Here is a 15826-nt window from a genome sequence, read left to right on the forward strand (position 1 = left end):
GCGCTGAGAAGATGATTATTTCCTAGTTCACGGTTCTCAGGCTATGATAGAGCTATCTATGGCTGCGAGGTGATCATTCGAGTGCGCTCACTTAGTTTTCTGTACAAGCTGACGATCTTCGGCTTCCTTCTCGCGACGCTCCCCGTCATCTTCATCGGCGTATTCGCCTATATGACCTCATCGAGCGAGATCGAAAGCAGGGTGAACAACGGCAAGATGCAGCTGCTTATGCAGACTAGTGCCAATGTAGAGCAAATTCTTACAACTGTCAACCATACGCTAAATCAGGTGATCAATTCCACCGTTATGCGCAAGGCGATGGAGCAGCCGCTGACTGTAAACGATTTCAGCACTTATAATGACCTTAGCATGGAACTCCGCCACATGCAATCGTTCGACACTCGCGTCGAGGACGTCGTGCTCGTCAATGTCGAACAAAATTGGATGATCAAAAACTCGGGGCTCTACCGGTTCGACGAATACGAATACAAGGAGCAGCTGGCCGGCCTTCTGGCGCAGCCCGAAGATACGGTGTGGATGCTGAACCCGACCAAATGGTTCTATAGCGAAGAAAGCGCGGGCAACGTCGGCTGCCCGTACACGATCTCGCTCGTGAAGAAGCTGCCGACCACGGGACTGGAAAAGTATGCGCTGGCGATCGCTAATATTCCAACATGCACGCTCAGCGAATTTCTGCAATACGAGCAGGAAGCGTTCGCCGACATGATGATTATCGACGAGAGGAACCGAATCTTGCTCCATCCGAACGAAGAGCTGATCGGCAGCCCCGTGCAGCAGAGCGGCCTTATTGACGAGGCCAAGCTGACGGCTTATGCCGGACCCTTCACGGCGAAATCCGGCTCCCGCGAATATTCCGTCAGCGTCCATGCGTCCGGCTTCAACGGCTGGAAGTATCTGTCCGCCGTATCGGTCGACGACCTGCGTCAGGAATCTCGCAAAATCGGGATTTATACCCTTTATGTGTGCTTGTTGATGCTCGCTCTCTCGATGCTGGCCGCCTGGATCGGCTCGCGCCGCATGTATTCCCCGATTCAGAAGCTCTTGGCGCTGATGAAGGAACGGCTGCCGGAAGAACAGCACAGCAAGCCGGCCAATGAATTCCAGCTGATCGGCGAGCAGGTCCAGCACTTGTTCCAGTCCAACTCCAAGCTGGAGAAGGAAGTCAGCCAGCACTTGCAGCAAGTTCGCGCCTTCTCCCTGATCAAAGCGTATCAGGGGCAGACGAAGCCAAGCGAGCTGGCGGGCAAGCTGGAGCAATTCGGATACGGCAAGCAGCTTCCATCCTGGCGGTCGATGGCGGTCATCACGCTTCAGATCGACGCGCTGGACAAAGAGCGCTTCGGCCGGAACGATCTGGATCTGCTGCTGTTCGCCGTCCAGAACGTTATGGAGGAGCTTGTCGATCCGGGCTCGCGGCTCATGCCGGTCACGATCGACCAGACGCTGGTCGCCTTGATCGGCGGCGCGGACAACGAGGCGAAGCCGTTCACGGATTACGTGTACGCGCTGACCGAGCAGCTGCAGCGCAGCATCCAGCAATACTTGCAGCTGCAGGTGAGCATCGGCATTTCGCTCCCATTCCAGTCGCTCGACTACTTGCCGCTCGCGTACCGGGAAGGGCTCGAAGCGTTGAAGCACCGGATCAAGCTCGGAGTGGGCATCATCATGCAGTACGAGAAGCTGAATTCCGGCCAGCACTTCCTTCTGCTTAACTATCCGAACCAGACGGAGGCCGACTTGCTCGACGCGATCAAGCTGGCCGAGCAGGACAAGGCGCGCGAGCTGCTGAAGCAGCTGCTTCAATCGATATTCTCGGCGGCGATGTCGCCCCAGGATTATCAGATCCCGCTGGCGAGGCTGCTGAACAACCTGATTATCGCGGTCCAGGAGTCCGGCATCGGCATGAGCCGCATCCACGAGACGAACGAATCGCTATATGAGGAGCTCTTCGAGCTGCAGATCGCGCACGAGATCGAGGAGTGGTTCTGGCTGAAGCTTGTCGGTCCGCTTGCGAGCATCTTCCGCGACCGCCAGAACGAGCAGTACCACAACATCTCGGAGAAGATCATCGACCTTATCCACCGTCACTACGATACCGACTTGACGCTGGAGGAGTGCGCTTCGCGGCTGCATTATAACGCCAACTACCTAAGCAGCGTCTTCCGCAAGGAGACGAACCTGTCGTTCAGCGAATATTTGACGACGTACCGGTTCATGATGGCCAAGCGCTGGCTGTCGGAGACCGACATGTCGATCAAGGATATCGCGGCGAGGCTGCAGTACAACAACCCGCAAAACTTCATTCGCTCCTTCCGCAAGCTGGAGGGCATGACGCCGGGCCAGTATCGCGATAAGCAGACGGGGTAAGCCAGGCTGACCGCGCTTTCCCCCGAAAAGAAGGAGACGTCCGGTGGACGCCTCCTTCTTTTTTGCCACATATGGTGCAGCTGCTAACGACTACTCGAACGGGAAATACGACTCCGCGTTGTTGTAAGAAATGTTACGCACGATGTCGCCCAGCAGCTCCGTGTCGTTCGGCACTTCGCCGTTCTCCACCCACTCGCCGATCAAATTGCATAGAATTCTGCGGAAATATTCATGGCGCGTATATGACAGGAAGCTGCGGGAATCCGTCAGCATGCCCACGAATTGGCTGAGCAGCCCCGCGTCGGCAAGAGACTTCATCTGCGCGATCATGCCCTCTCTCGTATCGTTGAACCACCATGCCGAGCCGAACTGCATTTTGCCCGCTACGCCTCCGCCTTGGAAGCAGCCGATCAGCGTGCCGATGACGGCGTTATGCGTCGGATTGAGCGAATAGAGAATCGTCTTCGGCAGCGTATTCTCCCGGTCCATCGCATCGAGCAGGCGCGCGAGCGGCAGCGCGATCTGCTGGTCGTTCATGGCGTCGAAGCCGGTGTCCGGCCCCAGCTTCGCGAACATTCTCGCATTGTTATTGCGGGCGGCGTTCATATGATACTGCATCACCCAGCCGCGTTCCGCGTACAGCTTGCCAAGGAAAACAAGCGTATAAGTCTTGTATTTCGTCTCTTCCTCCAGGCTGACGTTCTCTCCCGCAATCGCCTTCGCGAAGATAGCTGAAGCCTCTTCCTTCGTTGTCTCGGCGTACGGCACGAAGTCCAGCGCATGGTCGGATACCCGGCCGCCGACGGAATGGAAGAACTCGACTCTCGACTCAAGCGCGGCAAGCAGCTGGTCGTACGTCGTGACCGGAGAGCCCGTAACGCCCGCAAGCGCCTGGATCCATTCGCCGAAGCCTTTGCGGTTGATCTCCAGACCTTTGTCCGGACGGAACGACGGCAGCACCTTCACGGGGAACTCCTTATCCTCGCGAAGCTTCATATGATATTCGAGCGAATCGACCGGATCGTCCGTCGTGCATACGACCTTCACGTTCGATTTCACGATGAAGTCCCGCGCGCCGAAGCCCTGCCCCGTTAGCTGGGCATTTACTTTCTCCCATATGATCGGAGCATTCGCCTCGTTGATGACTTCTTGCACGCCGAAGTACCTTCTCAGCTCCAGATGGGACCATTGGAACACCGGGCTGCCGATCGCGACCTGCATGGTTTTGGCGAATGCCAGAAACTTGTCGTAGTCGCTGGCTTCGCCCGTCACATGGGACTCCTCCACTCCGTTCGCCCGCATGAGACGCCATTTATAATGGTCGCCATACAGCCATACCTCCGTCAGGTTTTGATACGTCTTGTTCTCGTAAATTTCCTTCGGGCTCAAGTGGCAGTGGTAGTCGATAATGGGCATGTCTTTCGCGTAGTCGTGGTACAGCGTCTTCGCCGTTTCGCCTGCCAACAAAAAATCGTCATCCATAAATGCAGCCATGCAGGATCATCCGCCTCTCGCAGAAATTAGAAAATAACAACGTTGTTATTTTACGTATAACTCTATCATATGTTGAAATTCCGCCTATATCAATGCTATTTTAAGAATACCTCAATTTTTTTATGGAAAACGTTTGTTATTCGAAGACGGGAGCAACCTACAATGAATGTGACGATCAAAGATATCGCGCGGCTGGCCGGCGTCAGCTATTCGACCGTGTCCAAGGCTCTGAACGACAGCCCGCTGGTCAAGCCGGATACGAAGCGGCGAATCGCTGAGCTCGCCGAGCAGCTCGGGTACCAGCCCAATATTGCAGCCAAAAGCCTGGTGTCCCGGCGCAGCAAGACGGTCGGCGTCATTCTGCCGTCGCTCGAACGCGTCGCGCTGTCCGCTTTGGTCGGCCGCATTAACGACGAGCTTGCGGAACGAGGCTACGACGTCATTCTCTCAACGCTGGCTCCTTCTCCCGCAGCCGCTCTCTTCCAGCGGCTGCAGATGGACGGAATCGTCGTCTTCGAGGACATCGCGCCGGAAGACCGGCATGAGGATGTTGTCCCTACCGATATTCCCGTGCTATCGATCGGCGCGTCGCATATGACCGGCTCCCGATTCGCCTTGGTCGATGCCAAGCGCAAGGAAGCGATCAAGGAGGCGGTCCGCTACTTGACCGCGCTTGGCCATACTCGTATCGCCTATGTCGGCGATAACCGCGATTCGGACAACAAACAGCAGGAGAAGGTCGCCGGCTTCATGGAAGGCGCCTTCGAATGCGGCTTGTCCCCCGCCTCCGCTATCGTGCTCGATTCGCATGGCAATACATGGAGACATGGCTTCGAAGCAGGAAGGTCGTTGCTGCAGCGAGAGCTGCCGAGCGCCGTTATCACGGGCACCTTCGACCTGACGGCCGGCCTTCTCCGCGCGGTGCAGGACGGCGGCCTGGACGTGCCACGCGACCTCTCGCTTATCGGCTACGACAACGTCCCCCAGCTCGCCGAGCTGGACGTGCCGGTCACCGCGGTCGGCGTGCCTCTCGAGCTGTACGGTCGGCAAATCGCCGCCACGCTCGTCAATATTATGTCCAGCGACGAGCCCGTTCGTCGCACGGTCATGCTGGACGCTTGCATCGAAGAGAGACAGTCTTGCAATAGCAAAAACCGCCCGGACATGCCAGGCGGCGGAGAGAAGGCTTCTTCCTAGATGAGCGGCTATATAAAGGGATGTGCGGTCGAGGGACCTTCCGGTACATGGCCGATTCGGGGGCTTCCGCCGTTGTTTCACCCTTCAACCGAAGCTGGGAGCTGCTCCCGCGAATCGTATGCCTCCCTCGACTCTTCGACTTCCGCGTAATGGTTCTTTGCCCATTCTTTCAGCATCCGCATGCTAGGCAGCAGCGACTCTCCCAGCGGCGTAAGCGAATATTCGACGATCGGCGGAACGGCAGGGATGACATTCCGGTGAACCAAACCGTCTCTCTCTAACTTCTTTAGGGTTTGAGTCAGCATTTTCTGCGAAATACCTTCTATCCGCCTCATCATTTCCCCATAGCGGATCGTCCCGTCTTCCATCGCGTAGATCACGAGGGACGTCCATTTATTCGCGACGATCTCAAGCACATGCGAATAGCTGCAAGCTGCTACCGATATGACCGGTTTTCTCACGCTTCCACTCCTCCCTTGCGCACCTTCAGGTTCGCAACCCACCCAAAAGTGCCGTCTTACCAAAGTTTAGAGTATCTTTTATGCTATGTCTATTCCATAGCAAGGAGAGATGTACAATGAAAGCATATGTTATACAAGGCGGCTTCGGTCTCGATTATGTAGCGCAGGTCGAGCGGGAAATTCCTACTCCGGGAAGGAAAGAAGTGCTTATCAAAATGAAAGCAGCATCGCTTAATTCCCGAGATCTTGGTGTTATTAAAGGCTATTATGATCCGAATCTCCGCATGCCCCTTATTCCCGTCTCCGATGGAGTAGGCGAAGTGGTCGCTTTGGGTCCGGACGCAACGAAGTTTCGGCTTGGCGAGCGGGTAGCCGGAATCTTCACCCAAAGCTGGATTTCGGGCGACCCCTCTAGGGGGAACTGGGACACCACGCTGGGCAGCCCGCTGGACGGCATGCTTGCGGAGTATGCCGTGCTTTCAGAGGAAGGACTGGTACGAGTCCCCGAACATTTAAGTGATGCGGAGGCGGCAAGCCTCCCTTGCGCGGGAGTGACGGCTTGGCACGCCATCGTGGAAGAAGGACGCGTGAAAGCCGGCGATATCGTCGTCGTCCAAGGGACGGGAGGCGTCTCCCTCTTCGCCCTGCAGTTCGCCAAGCTGCAAGGCGCCCGCGTCATTGTCACTTCCAGCAGCGACGATAAGCTCGAGCGCGCCAAAGAGCTGGGGGCGGATTATGGCATTCAATACAAAAAAAATCCAAACTGGGAGCAAGCCGTTCTCGAATACACGGACGGACGCGGCGCCGATCACATCGTGGATCTCGGAGGCAACACAACCTTAAACAAGTCAATTGCTGCCCTAAGAGTTGGCGGTCAAATCAGCATTGTCGGCGTATTATCGGGCTTCAGCGTAGAAGGTTTGAACCTCGTCCCCGCCATTCTGCGAAGAGCGCGTCTCCAGGCGATCAACGTCGGAAGCCGTTCCATGTTCGAGGACATGAACACGGCCATTGCGCATAACCGCATGCGGCCGGTCGTCGACCGGATCTATCCTTTCTCCGATGCCGTTCTTGCTCTCAAGCATCTGGAAGAAAGCTCGCACTTCGGCAAAATCGCCATTGCGTTCTAAGCAAAGATTGGATGGCAGGCCGGCTACCGTTCCAAGGATGGAACGAAGCCGGTCTTTTTAGCGTATTATTCAAGCATGAACCCCTTCTTGTACCATATAATTGGTAGAAGAATTCAGAATATCCAAGGAGAGTGGGATTGCCATGTGGGAAAGAAAAGAACTAAAAAGCAATGCCAAATATGTGCTGCGGACATCCTACTGGAAGGCTTTTCTGGTCAGCATCATACTTGGCATCGTAGGCGGAGGCGTCAGCTCGCCGAGCTTTAACTTTAACACCGGATCATCCGGCTCCGGGTCAGGCGTCCAAGGCATGGAGCTTGATTGGGGAGTACTGGCCCCTATTCTCGCGTTGGCATTCGGCATTCTGTTAATTGTGATCCTCTGCTTTGTGGCATTCCGCATCTTCGTAGGCGCGCCGCTGGAAGTCGGCTCCATCAAGTATTTCAAACGTTCCTCCGAGCGTGAAGCGAACCTGAACCATCTCGGCTACGCCTTTAACGGCAGCCGCTACATGGATATCGTGAAGGCCATGTTCTGGAGAGGACTTCTTAATTTCTTGTGGTATTTGTTGCTCATCATTCCCGGCATCGTCAAAGCCTACGCGTACTCCATGGTCCCTTACCTTCTGGCGGATAATCCGAACATAGGAACAAGACGCGCCGTGGACTTAAGCAACCAAATGACGCGCGGCCACAAATTCCGAATGTTCGTGCTTGATCTGAGTTTTCTAGGTTGGATTCTGCTTGGCGTCCTCGCTTGCGGCATCGGCGTTCTGTTCGTCCTCCCTTATATTAATCAGACCAAAGCGGAGCTGTATATGGCCTTGCGCCATCAGGCGATCGCCAGCAACCTGACATCGGCGCAAGAGCTCCGTTTGACACCGCCTCCTCCTATGTACTAATCGCGGCCCCAAACCAACAAAGTCTGCCTTGTCTCTTGAATATCAAGAGCCGGGCAGACTTTTTTTACGACCCGAAGCATGGGGGCTTCCCTGCTTGAGACGCTTGCTCATTCTCGAAGCCACGAAATATGCCCCCAGAGGGAATAGCGTAAAGTAGATCGGATCCCACCAGGTATGAATGCTCAAAAGCCCCGTCCATTGCAGGACAACCGTCACCCCGGAATAGAAAGCGGCGAGAAGCGCGTATTTCGGCCATGTCCGGCGCCACTTCAGCATCAGGATTCCTATTAGACACAGGGTACTTGCAACATAGTAGATCGCGGAGAAAGCCGTCGTTTCTCTCCCGGGTTCGGCGAACCATCCGGGATGATAGGAACGGTTCAGAAACAGCATGATCGGAATGATATGCAGCGTTCCCATAATAGGCGCGACCGATAAGAAGAGCAGCAAATGGTGAAGCCAGCCGGAGGCCGGTCGCAGCAGCCTTCTATAAACGATCAGGGAAATGGGAAAGTACACCAGTAGCCCAGTGGACGTATAGCCGGTTTTCCACCAATTGTGGGTATAGACGTGCGCGTTAAGAAACAGCCATTCCACGACAGCCAGCAGCGCGATAAAAACGAGAATCCACCGCCAGCGCAAACGAAACGCCCCTATAACAGTCGCCAACGTCGGCACGATAAACATATTGGACGTCAAAGCCCCCATGTTGCTGTCGTAGAAAGCGTCGCTCGAGATAATCTTAGGGTAGTACCTGTACGCGTCCAAAAAAATATAAATAACCGTTTCGATTAAATACGCGATCTGCGTCATCGTCATCAGCATCAGGAAAATCGTCGTTTTGTCTTTCTTGACCAGCATGACGATGAGAATAATGACGCTTATAAGACTTAGGCCCAGAAACCAATACGTGTTGGCGCTCATGCCTTCCCTCCGGGAATGTAACGAATATTGGTATTCTGTCCCAAAAAATAATATTGCACACGATATTCGTAAAAACACATCTTCAGAGGAGGCTACTCCGGCCGATAGGCCTCGACAAGCCTTCTCGCATGCTTATCCTTGTCCTTCATATACTCATCCATATACGAGTTGCCGTTGCGGCGATTGAACGCCTCCGCCAGTCCGGCGATTTCCCGGTCCAGCCACTCCAGCGTCACGTAATCCGATTCCGCCAGCTTCTTCCTCCGCTTCTTCTTGCCCCATTCCCGGAGAAACAGACGCACCGACAGCAAATAGTTGAATTTGTCCCATCCGACCTTGCTGGCCAGCCCGTACCGAATCGTGTCGTTGTAGATTTTCACGGCTTTCTTCATATCCGTTACGGCGTAATACTCAAGGAAGGTACCATGCTCCTCCAGAAACATCGGTCCCTTGACATCCCGGTCCGCTTTCTTCGCGATGACGGCGGCTTGTTCGCGTTCGCCCAGCTTCAGCAGCGGCACGATGACCTTGCTGTACGTATTCTGAGGAATGGATTGACAGCTCATCTTGCCGTCGAGGATCGGCTTCAGCGTCTGCAAGCCCCTTTTCAAATGGTTAATTCGGAACAGGTAAGAGCCGAACAGGTTCTGCTCGCATGCCCGACAGTCCGCCATGCCGTCTCGCGGCGCGGCCCGCCACAGCTTGTAGGCTTCCCTCGCTTTCTCCACCATCCCCTGGGACAGCATAAAATTAACCTGCTGCTGGTAATAAGGCCGGAGGCTGTAGCCGTACTGCAGGCATTTTTGCCTAAAATCCTCGAATACCCGGCCGATGACCTCCAGACTGAACTCCGGCATCCGCCAAATCTCGTTCAAAACCCATTTGTAGTGCCACATCAGACTGTGCTGGGAGAAATCGCCGGGCGAACGCTCGAACCTGGAGAGGCACCAAGCGAAAGCAACAAGCAATCTCTCCCTCGCTCCCGCTTCGACCGCGGCGGACATATACTGGATGCGGACTTGATAGGCATCCTCCTCCGTCAGCCAGCGATCCGCGATGCCGATCATCTCCTCCAGCACGAGCAGCTTCTGTCTTGCGTCGGACATCCCCCAGCTGCTTCGCCTCAGCTCGTCGAATCGCTGCTTCATGACCTAACCTCCGGTGCATCGAACCCCATATTCATAAAGCGCAGCAGAGAACGGTTCATCATCTCCAGCTCCTTGGCGCCGAGCACGTGATTGCCGAGCAGAAGCGCCTGCGTATAAAACAATTCGATGCTCGCTTTCTTCAGCTCCGCATCGCCCGATTCGATCGCCTTCCGAACCAGAGGGTTGTTGTAGTTATAGCACAGCCTGGCATGGGGCTTCTCGTACATGTCGTCCCGAATCGTCCTGACGACCTCCGCGAACAAGGCGTTCGCTTCGCGCTCGCTCTCCTCGGCCATCCGGAAGAAGTGCATATCCTGATTCGTGTTGTATAGAACGGGGATATCGGCAGGCTCGAACCACCGAATAAGCGAACGGCAATCGTATCCGCCAAGCAGCTCGTCCGACAAATCCAGGAACGGTCTCGCTTCCCTCTGCTCGACGACGCTCAGCTCCTCGAACCGGCTCGCGAATTCCAGGCTGTTCAGAACCTGAACCGTAACCTGCTCCAGGACGGACGGCAGATTCCGCATAAGATCGAGATCGTGAACGTACCCGCCGTTGACTACCATTAGGTTCTGCGCTTTCGCCACTCGGGCCACCTGCCTGAACTCGTCCAGCGTAGCCGCGACCAGGATGGACGAATGCTCGCGGACGATATCCGCCAGCTTCATCTCGCCGTAAGAGGTTTCGAACCGGAAGTGACGGATGAAGAGCGCGTACAGCTCGTCATCCTCTACCGCCATCGTCTTCAGCGAAGCGTAATGGATCATGACGATCCTCTCGAACAATTCCGCATTGCTGTCCGCCAGCTCGATGAGGTACCTCTTGATACATTCCCCGAGCTCGTCGCGAACGGTATAGAACAGCTCGTTTTCCTGGAACGCTTCGCGGGAGGCCGTTGGGCGCAAGCTATCCGTGTTGATGATCGCGTTCACGAAGAACGCCCAAGGGGGCAGGATGTTCGTCATTTTGTCGGATAACAGCATGTTCTTGAGATAGACGCGATGCCGTTTCTCATCCTGCAGGCTTACGCCGTATGGAAGCACGTACGCGATGCCGCGCGCCCCTCCGAGCCGGGATTCAAGCGGGATAATATCGAGTGGCTTGGTGTAGACGGCTTCCTCTACGAATGCCATCGCCTCCTCCCCGGACATTCGCCAAGGCGGCGTCGGCACGGTCATGGTCTGCTCGTAGCCGTCTTCGATCAAGAGTATGGGAATCGGCAAATATTGTCCGTACTTCTCGATCAGTCCGCTTAAACGGTAATACTCGAAATACTCCTCGTAATCGGCCTTCGCCTTCAGGTAAACCGTTGTCCCGACGGATACCTCTCGCTCCAGCTTCTTGATCGTATAAGTGCCGTCGGGCTTGCCGCGCCATTCCAACGCTTGTCCGTCCTTCGCCGAACGGGTAACCAGCGCAATTTCCTCGCTCACGACGAAGCAGGCAAGCAGCCCGACGCCGAACTGGCCGATATAATCATCCGCGGCATCCTGCTCCTCCCGCTTGGTCGAGCTTCCGATTCTGGCCAGAAATTGCTCGATCTCCTCTTCCGTCAAGCCGGAGCCGTTGTCGGTAATCGATATGGAATGCGACGAGAACACTTCGACTTTCACTTCCCCATCGAAGGCCTGCCCCAGCCTTTTTCGTGCCGTAATCGCGTCTACACCGTTCTGCAGCAGCTCCCGTACGAAGACGCCGGGATCGGAATAGAGGTGATTCGATAACAAATCAATAATGCCCTTCAGATTGACCTGGAAATTGAATGGTTGCATAGTCGACCTCCTGCAGCTTGTTTCGCGAAGACTCTCTTGAATGGATTGTACTCATTTTCCATTCCATACAAATTTAACTGTATCATGTCTGTTCAAGCGTGCATAGAACCTGCTTCCCCCTCATTCGGAATGACGCTGCCAAAAAAAAAGAGCCTGCCCCGCAAATGCGGAGCAAGCTCTTCCAGTTGTTACGACTCAGCGGCTCGTCGGCTTAGCGGTTCAGCCTTCGATAACGACGTACAGCCAGCGGAAAGAAAATGGCCAGCAGCACGATCGGCCAAGCTACCGCTAGCAGCATGGCACTTTGCGAAATCCACGTATCGCCCTGGGCACCCGGGTTCATGAACAGCTCTCTCGTTGCGGTGGCCGTCGACGATAGCGGGTTGAAGGATGCGATCGCTCCGAGCCATGCCGGCATCGTCGACGTATCCACGAACACGTTCGAGAGGAAGCCGATCGGCCATACCAGAATTTGAAGCGCGGATACGGCTTGCGCGTTGCGGGCGCTTAATCCGATGAAGATGCCCACCCACAGCAAAGCGAATCGAAGCAGCAGAAGCAGACCCACCGCTAGCAGCGCATGCTCCCATGCTCCGTTCCACCTCCAGCCCAGCAGGAGCCCCGTTACCATCAACACGGCTAGCGCCAGCACGGAATTCAGCATATCCACCATGCAGCGCCCAAGAACGACGGAGGATGCATGGATCGGCAGTGAACGGAAGCGGTCCGTCACGCCTTTGGACGCGTCGGTCGTAATCGCCAGCACCGTGCTCTCCACGCCGAAGAACATGGTCATCGCGAACATGCCCGGCATCAAAAAATCGAAATAAGAGCCCCCGCCCGGCACGGACATCGCGCCGCCGAATAGAAAGCCGAACATGAGCACCATGAGAACGGGGAACAACAATCCGATTATAATCCCCCATGGGTTGCCGATCCAATGCAGCAGCTCCCGCTTGGTCAGCACCCATACGTCTACGAGCGCGAATCGGAAACGAGAAGCTCTTGGGGGAGTAGCGGTTAGCCCTTTAGCTTGCGTTGTCATGCTTGCGTAGCCTCCTTCGTGTCGCGATAATCCGACCGGGTCGTGTAATGGATGAATACTTCATCTAATGTAGGACGGCGAAGCACCATATCCAGCGGCTCCAGGCCGGAGGCCGCGAACGCGGACGCCGCCCGCAGCAGCGAGCCCGTGCGGTCGCTGACGGGCACGCTTATTCGGTTGTTCGCCTCGTCGACGGAGAACCCTCCGTCGCCAAGTTCGCGCAGGATCGCCGCCGCGCTGGAAGCATCCTCTTGTGTTAACAGCGTAATGTCGAGCCTGTCTCCGCCGAATGAAGATTTCAGGCTGTCGGGCGTCCCTTCTTGAATGATCCGCCCGTCCTTCAGAATCGAGATGCGGTCCGCCAGCTGGTCCGCTTCCTCCAAGTATTGCGTCGTCAGAAGCACGGTCGTGCCTGCTTCCTTCAATGATTGAATGGCTTGCCAGACCTCCTGCCGCGCCAGAGGATCAAGCCCCGTCGTCGGTTCGTCCACGAACAGCACCTCCGGAGACACGATCAAGCTTGCCGCAAGGTCAAGGCGCCGCCTCATCCCGCCCGAATACTTCGCGACCTGCTGGCTCCCCGCTTCGGTTAATCCGAATTGGCCCAGCAGCTGCTCCGCGCGAAGCCTAGCTTGCTTAAGCGGCAGCCGGTACAGCCTCCCGAACATTTCGAGATTTTGCCAGCCTGTCAGCTGTTCGTCCACCGCTGCATACTGCCCAACCAGCCCGATCCGTTCACGCACGCGATGTCCCTCCGCGGTTACGTCATAACCCGCCACGCTGGCCTCCCCTTCATCCAGCCTGAGCAAAGTCGAAAAGATCTTCACCGCCGTCGTCTTCCCCGCTCCGTTCGGTCCAAGCAGCCCGTGAATCGTGCCTCTCGGAACCTCCATCGTCAGGCCGTTCAGTCCAGGCCCATCCGTGGATTTGCCGTAGTTCTTTTTCACCCGGTACGCTCGAATCGCGAAATCGCTCGCACTCATTCCGCTTCGTCCTCCTTTACGTTAGACACCTTTCGTTGCACGCGGCGATCCGCCTTTTGAGCGGCAATAGCCATTTCGTACAATGTATCGTACAGTGTACCATTTGGGTAAAAACGTGTCAATCTTCGAAATTCGCGTTGCGAATCCACTTTCGTCTCGCGCCGCCTAATATGATAGAATAAGGACACTACTTATTCGGATTGGAGCTTACCTTTATCATGAGCAATTCCAAATCAGGCAACGATTACGCCCGTACCCTTGGTCTCTTGTGGGGATCCCACAACGCGCCCGGGCGGCGCGGCCTTACCATACAGAAGATCGTCGACGCCGGAATCGAACTGGCCGACGCGCACGGCATCGAGCAATTGTCCATGCGAAAGGTCGCAGAACGACTGGAAGTCGGCGCCATGACGCTCTATACTTATGTGCCGGGTAAGTCCGAGCTGCTGGACCTGATGCTGAACGCCACGCAAGCGGGCCTCTACCCCTCCGAGGACATCCGGGCCGCGTGCGGCGGAGACTGGAAGGAAGCGATCCGCTATATCGCGAAGACGAACTGGGACATGTACATGAAGCATCCATGGATTACGGAGCTGTCCGGGAGAAGGCCGGTGCTCGGCCCTCATATTGTGCTGAAATACGAGCTCGAGCTGCGCGCGCTGGACGGCATCGGGCTTACCGATATCGAGATGGATTCCACCCTCTCGCTGATTCTCATGCATGTCGAAAGCTGTGCCCGGATGCTGAAAAGCATGAAGGTGACAGCCGACTCGTCGGGCATAGACGATAACGAGTGGTGGCTGGAGTTTTCGCCGGCCCTTGATAAATTAACCGACTGGAGCCGCTTTCCCGTCTCCTCCCGCGTTGGCGAAGCGTCCAGCATCTTCTACCAAAGCTACTTCGGACCGGAGCATGCTTATCAGTTTGGTCTGGAGAGAATCATCGCGGGGACTGCCGCTTTGATGGAGCGCTGAATGAGACGATTGTCATGGATAACGATGCTATCCAAACCAAAAGGCCTGATCTCCTCTCTGATGGGGAATCAGGCCTTCCTTTATACTTAACTGACGATATCGTTAATAACATAAATATTTAATGATAGACAATAGCGGAACTTGTCTGATACTATCGAACTATTATTTATCACATTTTTTGTAAGGAGGTTCGCGATAGTGAGATCAAAAAAATGGATGGGCGCGGCGCTGGTTGCCTTATTGCTCGCATCCGGAGCCGCCCTTCCCGTACCGGGCGTCGAAGCCAAAACGTCGGCGGATTTCACCGACTTGAAGGATCTCGACGAGGCGACGAAAGCCAAGTTCGATGCCCTTATCTCCGCCGGTATATTCGACGGAGTAAGCGAAGGCGAGTTTGGGTTGGAAGAAGAAATGAATCGCGCCCAATTCGCCAAAGTAGCTGCTCTCATTTTCAACCTGAAAGTCGATCAGAACGTCAAAACTTCCAGTTTCTCCGACGTCAAATCGGATGACGCTGCGAACGGTTATGCTCTGCCTTACATTGAGGCTATCAAAAAGGCGGGCATTACGGACGGAATGGGCGACGGCAAATTCAACCCTGCCGGCGACGTCTCGAAAGAGCAGCTCGCCGCCTTCCTCGTGAAAGGTCTCGGGATGAAGAATGAAGCCGAGAAAACACCGGGCGTAAAAGATGAGACCGTTTCGGATTGGGCAAAAAACTACGTTGCATTGGCAATCGAGAAAAAATTGATGGCAAACGGCGAGGACGGAACCTTCGGCGGTCAAGAAACAGCCACAAGGGAACTGCTTGTCATAGGCTCCTATGAAGCGAAAGAAACGTACGAGGAGATCAAAGCGGCGGAATCGCCTACCCCGACTCCTACACCAACACCTACTCCGACGCCGATTTATGTGCCGCCGGTGTCTACTGTTCCGACAATTACAGGCGATGTGATTGATAAAGGCGATGTTGCGGGCTCGACGATCATTACGTACACGCCTTCGCCAAACAATCACCTTCTGTACGTCGTGCAAGACACGGCATTCGTTACTCCTTATGTCAATACTTACTCCCCTAGTAATGCACAGCCTTATAACGAGGAAGGCTACCTTACTGGACTGGTTGTTGGTCAACATATTGGTCTGTATGAGGTGAGCAGTTCCAACATAATCGTGAAGTTCGTGGATGTTACGGTAACGGACTCGGATATTGCATCTTCTGAGGTAGAGCCGGAGCTGCCAGCGGAAGAACCAGAACAACCTGGGGGATCGGACGATCCTGAGGGATCAGACGTACCCGAGGGGTCAGACGTACCTGAGGGATCAGACGAATCTCAGGGGTCAGACGAACCTGAGGTGCAACCATAACAGCAAAATGAAATTATAAAAACCAACGGTCATGAAGC

Annotated in this window: 13 protein-coding genes; 6 read left to right on the top strand and 7 right to left on the bottom strand. The window is 55.2% G+C overall.

Features of this window, described 5'->3' with window-relative positions; all coding sequences use genetic code 11:
* The first annotated feature begins 81 nt into the window (after positions 1-81).
* The gene (locus NQZ67_RS18995; protein ID WP_257448999.1) at positions 82-2388 is read left to right on the top strand and encodes a helix-turn-helix domain-containing protein; all 2307 of its coding nucleotides are present in this window, start codon (positions 82-84) and stop codon (positions 2386-2388) included.
* A gap of 90 nt (positions 2389-2478) precedes the next feature.
* Here the strand turns inward: NQZ67_RS18995 and uxaC are convergent, their stop codons facing one another.
* Complete coding sequence (gene uxaC / locus NQZ67_RS19000; RefSeq protein ID WP_257449001.1) at positions 2479-3882, bottom strand: glucuronate isomerase; 1404 nt, start codon at positions 3880-3882, stop codon at positions 2479-2481.
* 162 nt (positions 3883-4044) lie between these two features.
* On the opposite strand from uxaC, the gene NQZ67_RS19005 reads away from it, so the two are divergent.
* Positions 4045-5079 (top strand): LacI family DNA-binding transcriptional regulator, encoded by a 1035-nt coding sequence (locus NQZ67_RS19005; RefSeq protein WP_257449003.1) that lies wholly within the window; start codon positions 4045-4047, stop codon positions 5077-5079.
* Between the two features lie 77 nt (positions 5080-5156).
* On the opposite strand, the gene NQZ67_RS19010 is transcribed toward NQZ67_RS19005, so the two are convergent.
* The gene (locus tag NQZ67_RS19010) at positions 5157-5540 is read right to left on the bottom strand and encodes a winged helix-turn-helix transcriptional regulator (RefSeq protein ID WP_257449005.1); all 384 of its coding nucleotides are present in this window, start codon (positions 5538-5540) and stop codon (positions 5157-5159) included.
* A 116-nt stretch (positions 5541-5656) separates the two neighbouring features.
* Here NQZ67_RS19010 and NQZ67_RS19015 point away from each other — a divergent pair, with 116 nt between their 5' ends.
* Complete coding sequence (locus NQZ67_RS19015; protein WP_257449006.1) at positions 5657-6670, top strand: zinc-dependent alcohol dehydrogenase family protein; 1014 nt, start codon at positions 5657-5659, stop codon at positions 6668-6670.
* A 142-nt stretch (positions 6671-6812) separates the two neighbouring features.
* On the top strand, positions 6813-7571 hold the full coding sequence (locus NQZ67_RS19020) for a DUF975 family protein (protein ID WP_257449008.1): 759 nt from the start codon (positions 6813-6815) through the stop codon (positions 7569-7571).
* A gap of 42 nt (positions 7572-7613) precedes the next feature.
* Here NQZ67_RS19020 and NQZ67_RS19025 read toward each other — a convergent pair whose 3' ends face one another.
* The 5 genes from NQZ67_RS19025 to NQZ67_RS19045 form a co-directional block, all read right to left on the bottom strand.
* Positions 7614-8495 (bottom strand): hypothetical protein, encoded by an 882-nt coding sequence (locus tag NQZ67_RS19025; protein ID WP_257449010.1) that lies wholly within the window; start codon positions 8493-8495, stop codon positions 7614-7616.
* 92 nt (positions 8496-8587) lie between these two features.
* On the bottom strand, positions 8588-9643 hold the full coding sequence (locus NQZ67_RS19030; protein WP_257449012.1) for a hypothetical protein: 1056 nt from the start codon (positions 9641-9643) through the stop codon (positions 8588-8590).
* Positions 9640-11418, bottom strand: coding sequence for an HSP90 family protein (locus NQZ67_RS19035; RefSeq protein ID WP_257449014.1), 1779 nt, complete (start codon positions 11416-11418; stop codon positions 9640-9642). The genes NQZ67_RS19030 and NQZ67_RS19035 overlap by 4 nt, the downstream gene beginning before the upstream one ends.
* A gap of 211 nt (positions 11419-11629) precedes the next feature.
* A complete protein-coding gene (locus NQZ67_RS19040) occupies positions 11630-12463 on the bottom strand; it encodes an ABC transporter permease (RefSeq protein WP_257449016.1) in 834 nt (277 codons plus the stop codon).
* Positions 12460-13446 carry an ATP-binding cassette domain-containing protein gene (locus NQZ67_RS19045; RefSeq protein ID WP_257449018.1) on the bottom strand — a complete coding sequence of 329 codons (987 nt, stop codon included), beginning with the start codon at positions 13444-13446 and terminating at the stop codon, positions 12460-12462. Before NQZ67_RS19045 ends, NQZ67_RS19040 begins: the two co-directional genes overlap by 4 nt.
* A 218-nt stretch (positions 13447-13664) precedes the next feature.
* Between NQZ67_RS19045 and NQZ67_RS19050 the strand changes: the two genes are divergently transcribed.
* Complete coding sequence (locus NQZ67_RS19050; protein ID WP_257449020.1) at positions 13665-14420, top strand: TetR/AcrR family transcriptional regulator; 756 nt, start codon at positions 13665-13667, stop codon at positions 14418-14420.
* Between the two features lie 198 nt (positions 14421-14618).
* Positions 14619-15788: an S-layer homology domain-containing protein gene (locus NQZ67_RS19055; protein WP_257449022.1), complete on the top strand. Its 1170-nt coding sequence runs from the start codon at positions 14619-14621 to the stop codon at positions 15786-15788.
* Positions 15789-15826 lie beyond the last annotated feature (38 nt).

It is taken from the genome of Paenibacillus soyae (assembly GCF_024623455.1).
Taxonomy (GTDB): Bacteria; Bacillota; Bacilli; order Paenibacillales; family Paenibacillaceae; genus Pristimantibacillus; species Pristimantibacillus soyae.

Excerpts from the sequence above, each read along its gene's own strand:
- uxaC (WP_257449001.1), bottom strand. The coding sequence starts at position 3,882 with ATGGCTGCATTTATGGATGACGATTTTTTGTTGGCAGGCGAAACGGCG.
- NQZ67_RS19005 (WP_257449003.1), top strand. The coding sequence starts at position 4,045 with ATGAATGTGACGATCAAAGATATCGCGCGGCTGGCCGGCGTCAGCTAT.
- NQZ67_RS19015 (WP_257449006.1), top strand. The coding sequence starts at position 5,657 with ATGAAAGCATATGTTATACAAGGCGGCTTCGGTCTCGATTATGTAGCG.
- NQZ67_RS19020 (WP_257449008.1), top strand. The coding sequence starts at position 6,813 with ATGTGGGAAAGAAAAGAACTAAAAAGCAATGCCAAATATGTGCTGCGG.
- NQZ67_RS19025 (WP_257449010.1), bottom strand. The coding sequence starts at position 8,495 with ATGAGCGCCAACACGTATTGGTTTCTGGGCCTAAGTCTTATAAGCGTC.
- NQZ67_RS19030 (WP_257449012.1), bottom strand. The coding sequence starts at position 9,643 with ATGAAGCAGCGATTCGACGAGCTGAGGCGAAGCAGCTGGGGGATGTCC.
- NQZ67_RS19035 (WP_257449014.1), bottom strand. The coding sequence starts at position 11,418 with ATGCAACCATTCAATTTCCAGGTCAATCTGAAGGGCATTATTGATTTG.
- NQZ67_RS19040 (WP_257449016.1), bottom strand. The coding sequence starts at position 12,463 with ATGACAACGCAAGCTAAAGGGCTAACCGCTACTCCCCCAAGAGCTTCT.
- NQZ67_RS19045 (WP_257449018.1), bottom strand. The coding sequence starts at position 13,446 with ATGAGTGCGAGCGATTTCGCGATTCGAGCGTACCGGGTGAAAAAGAAC.
- NQZ67_RS19050 (WP_257449020.1), top strand. The coding sequence starts at position 13,665 with ATGAGCAATTCCAAATCAGGCAACGATTACGCCCGTACCCTTGGTCTC.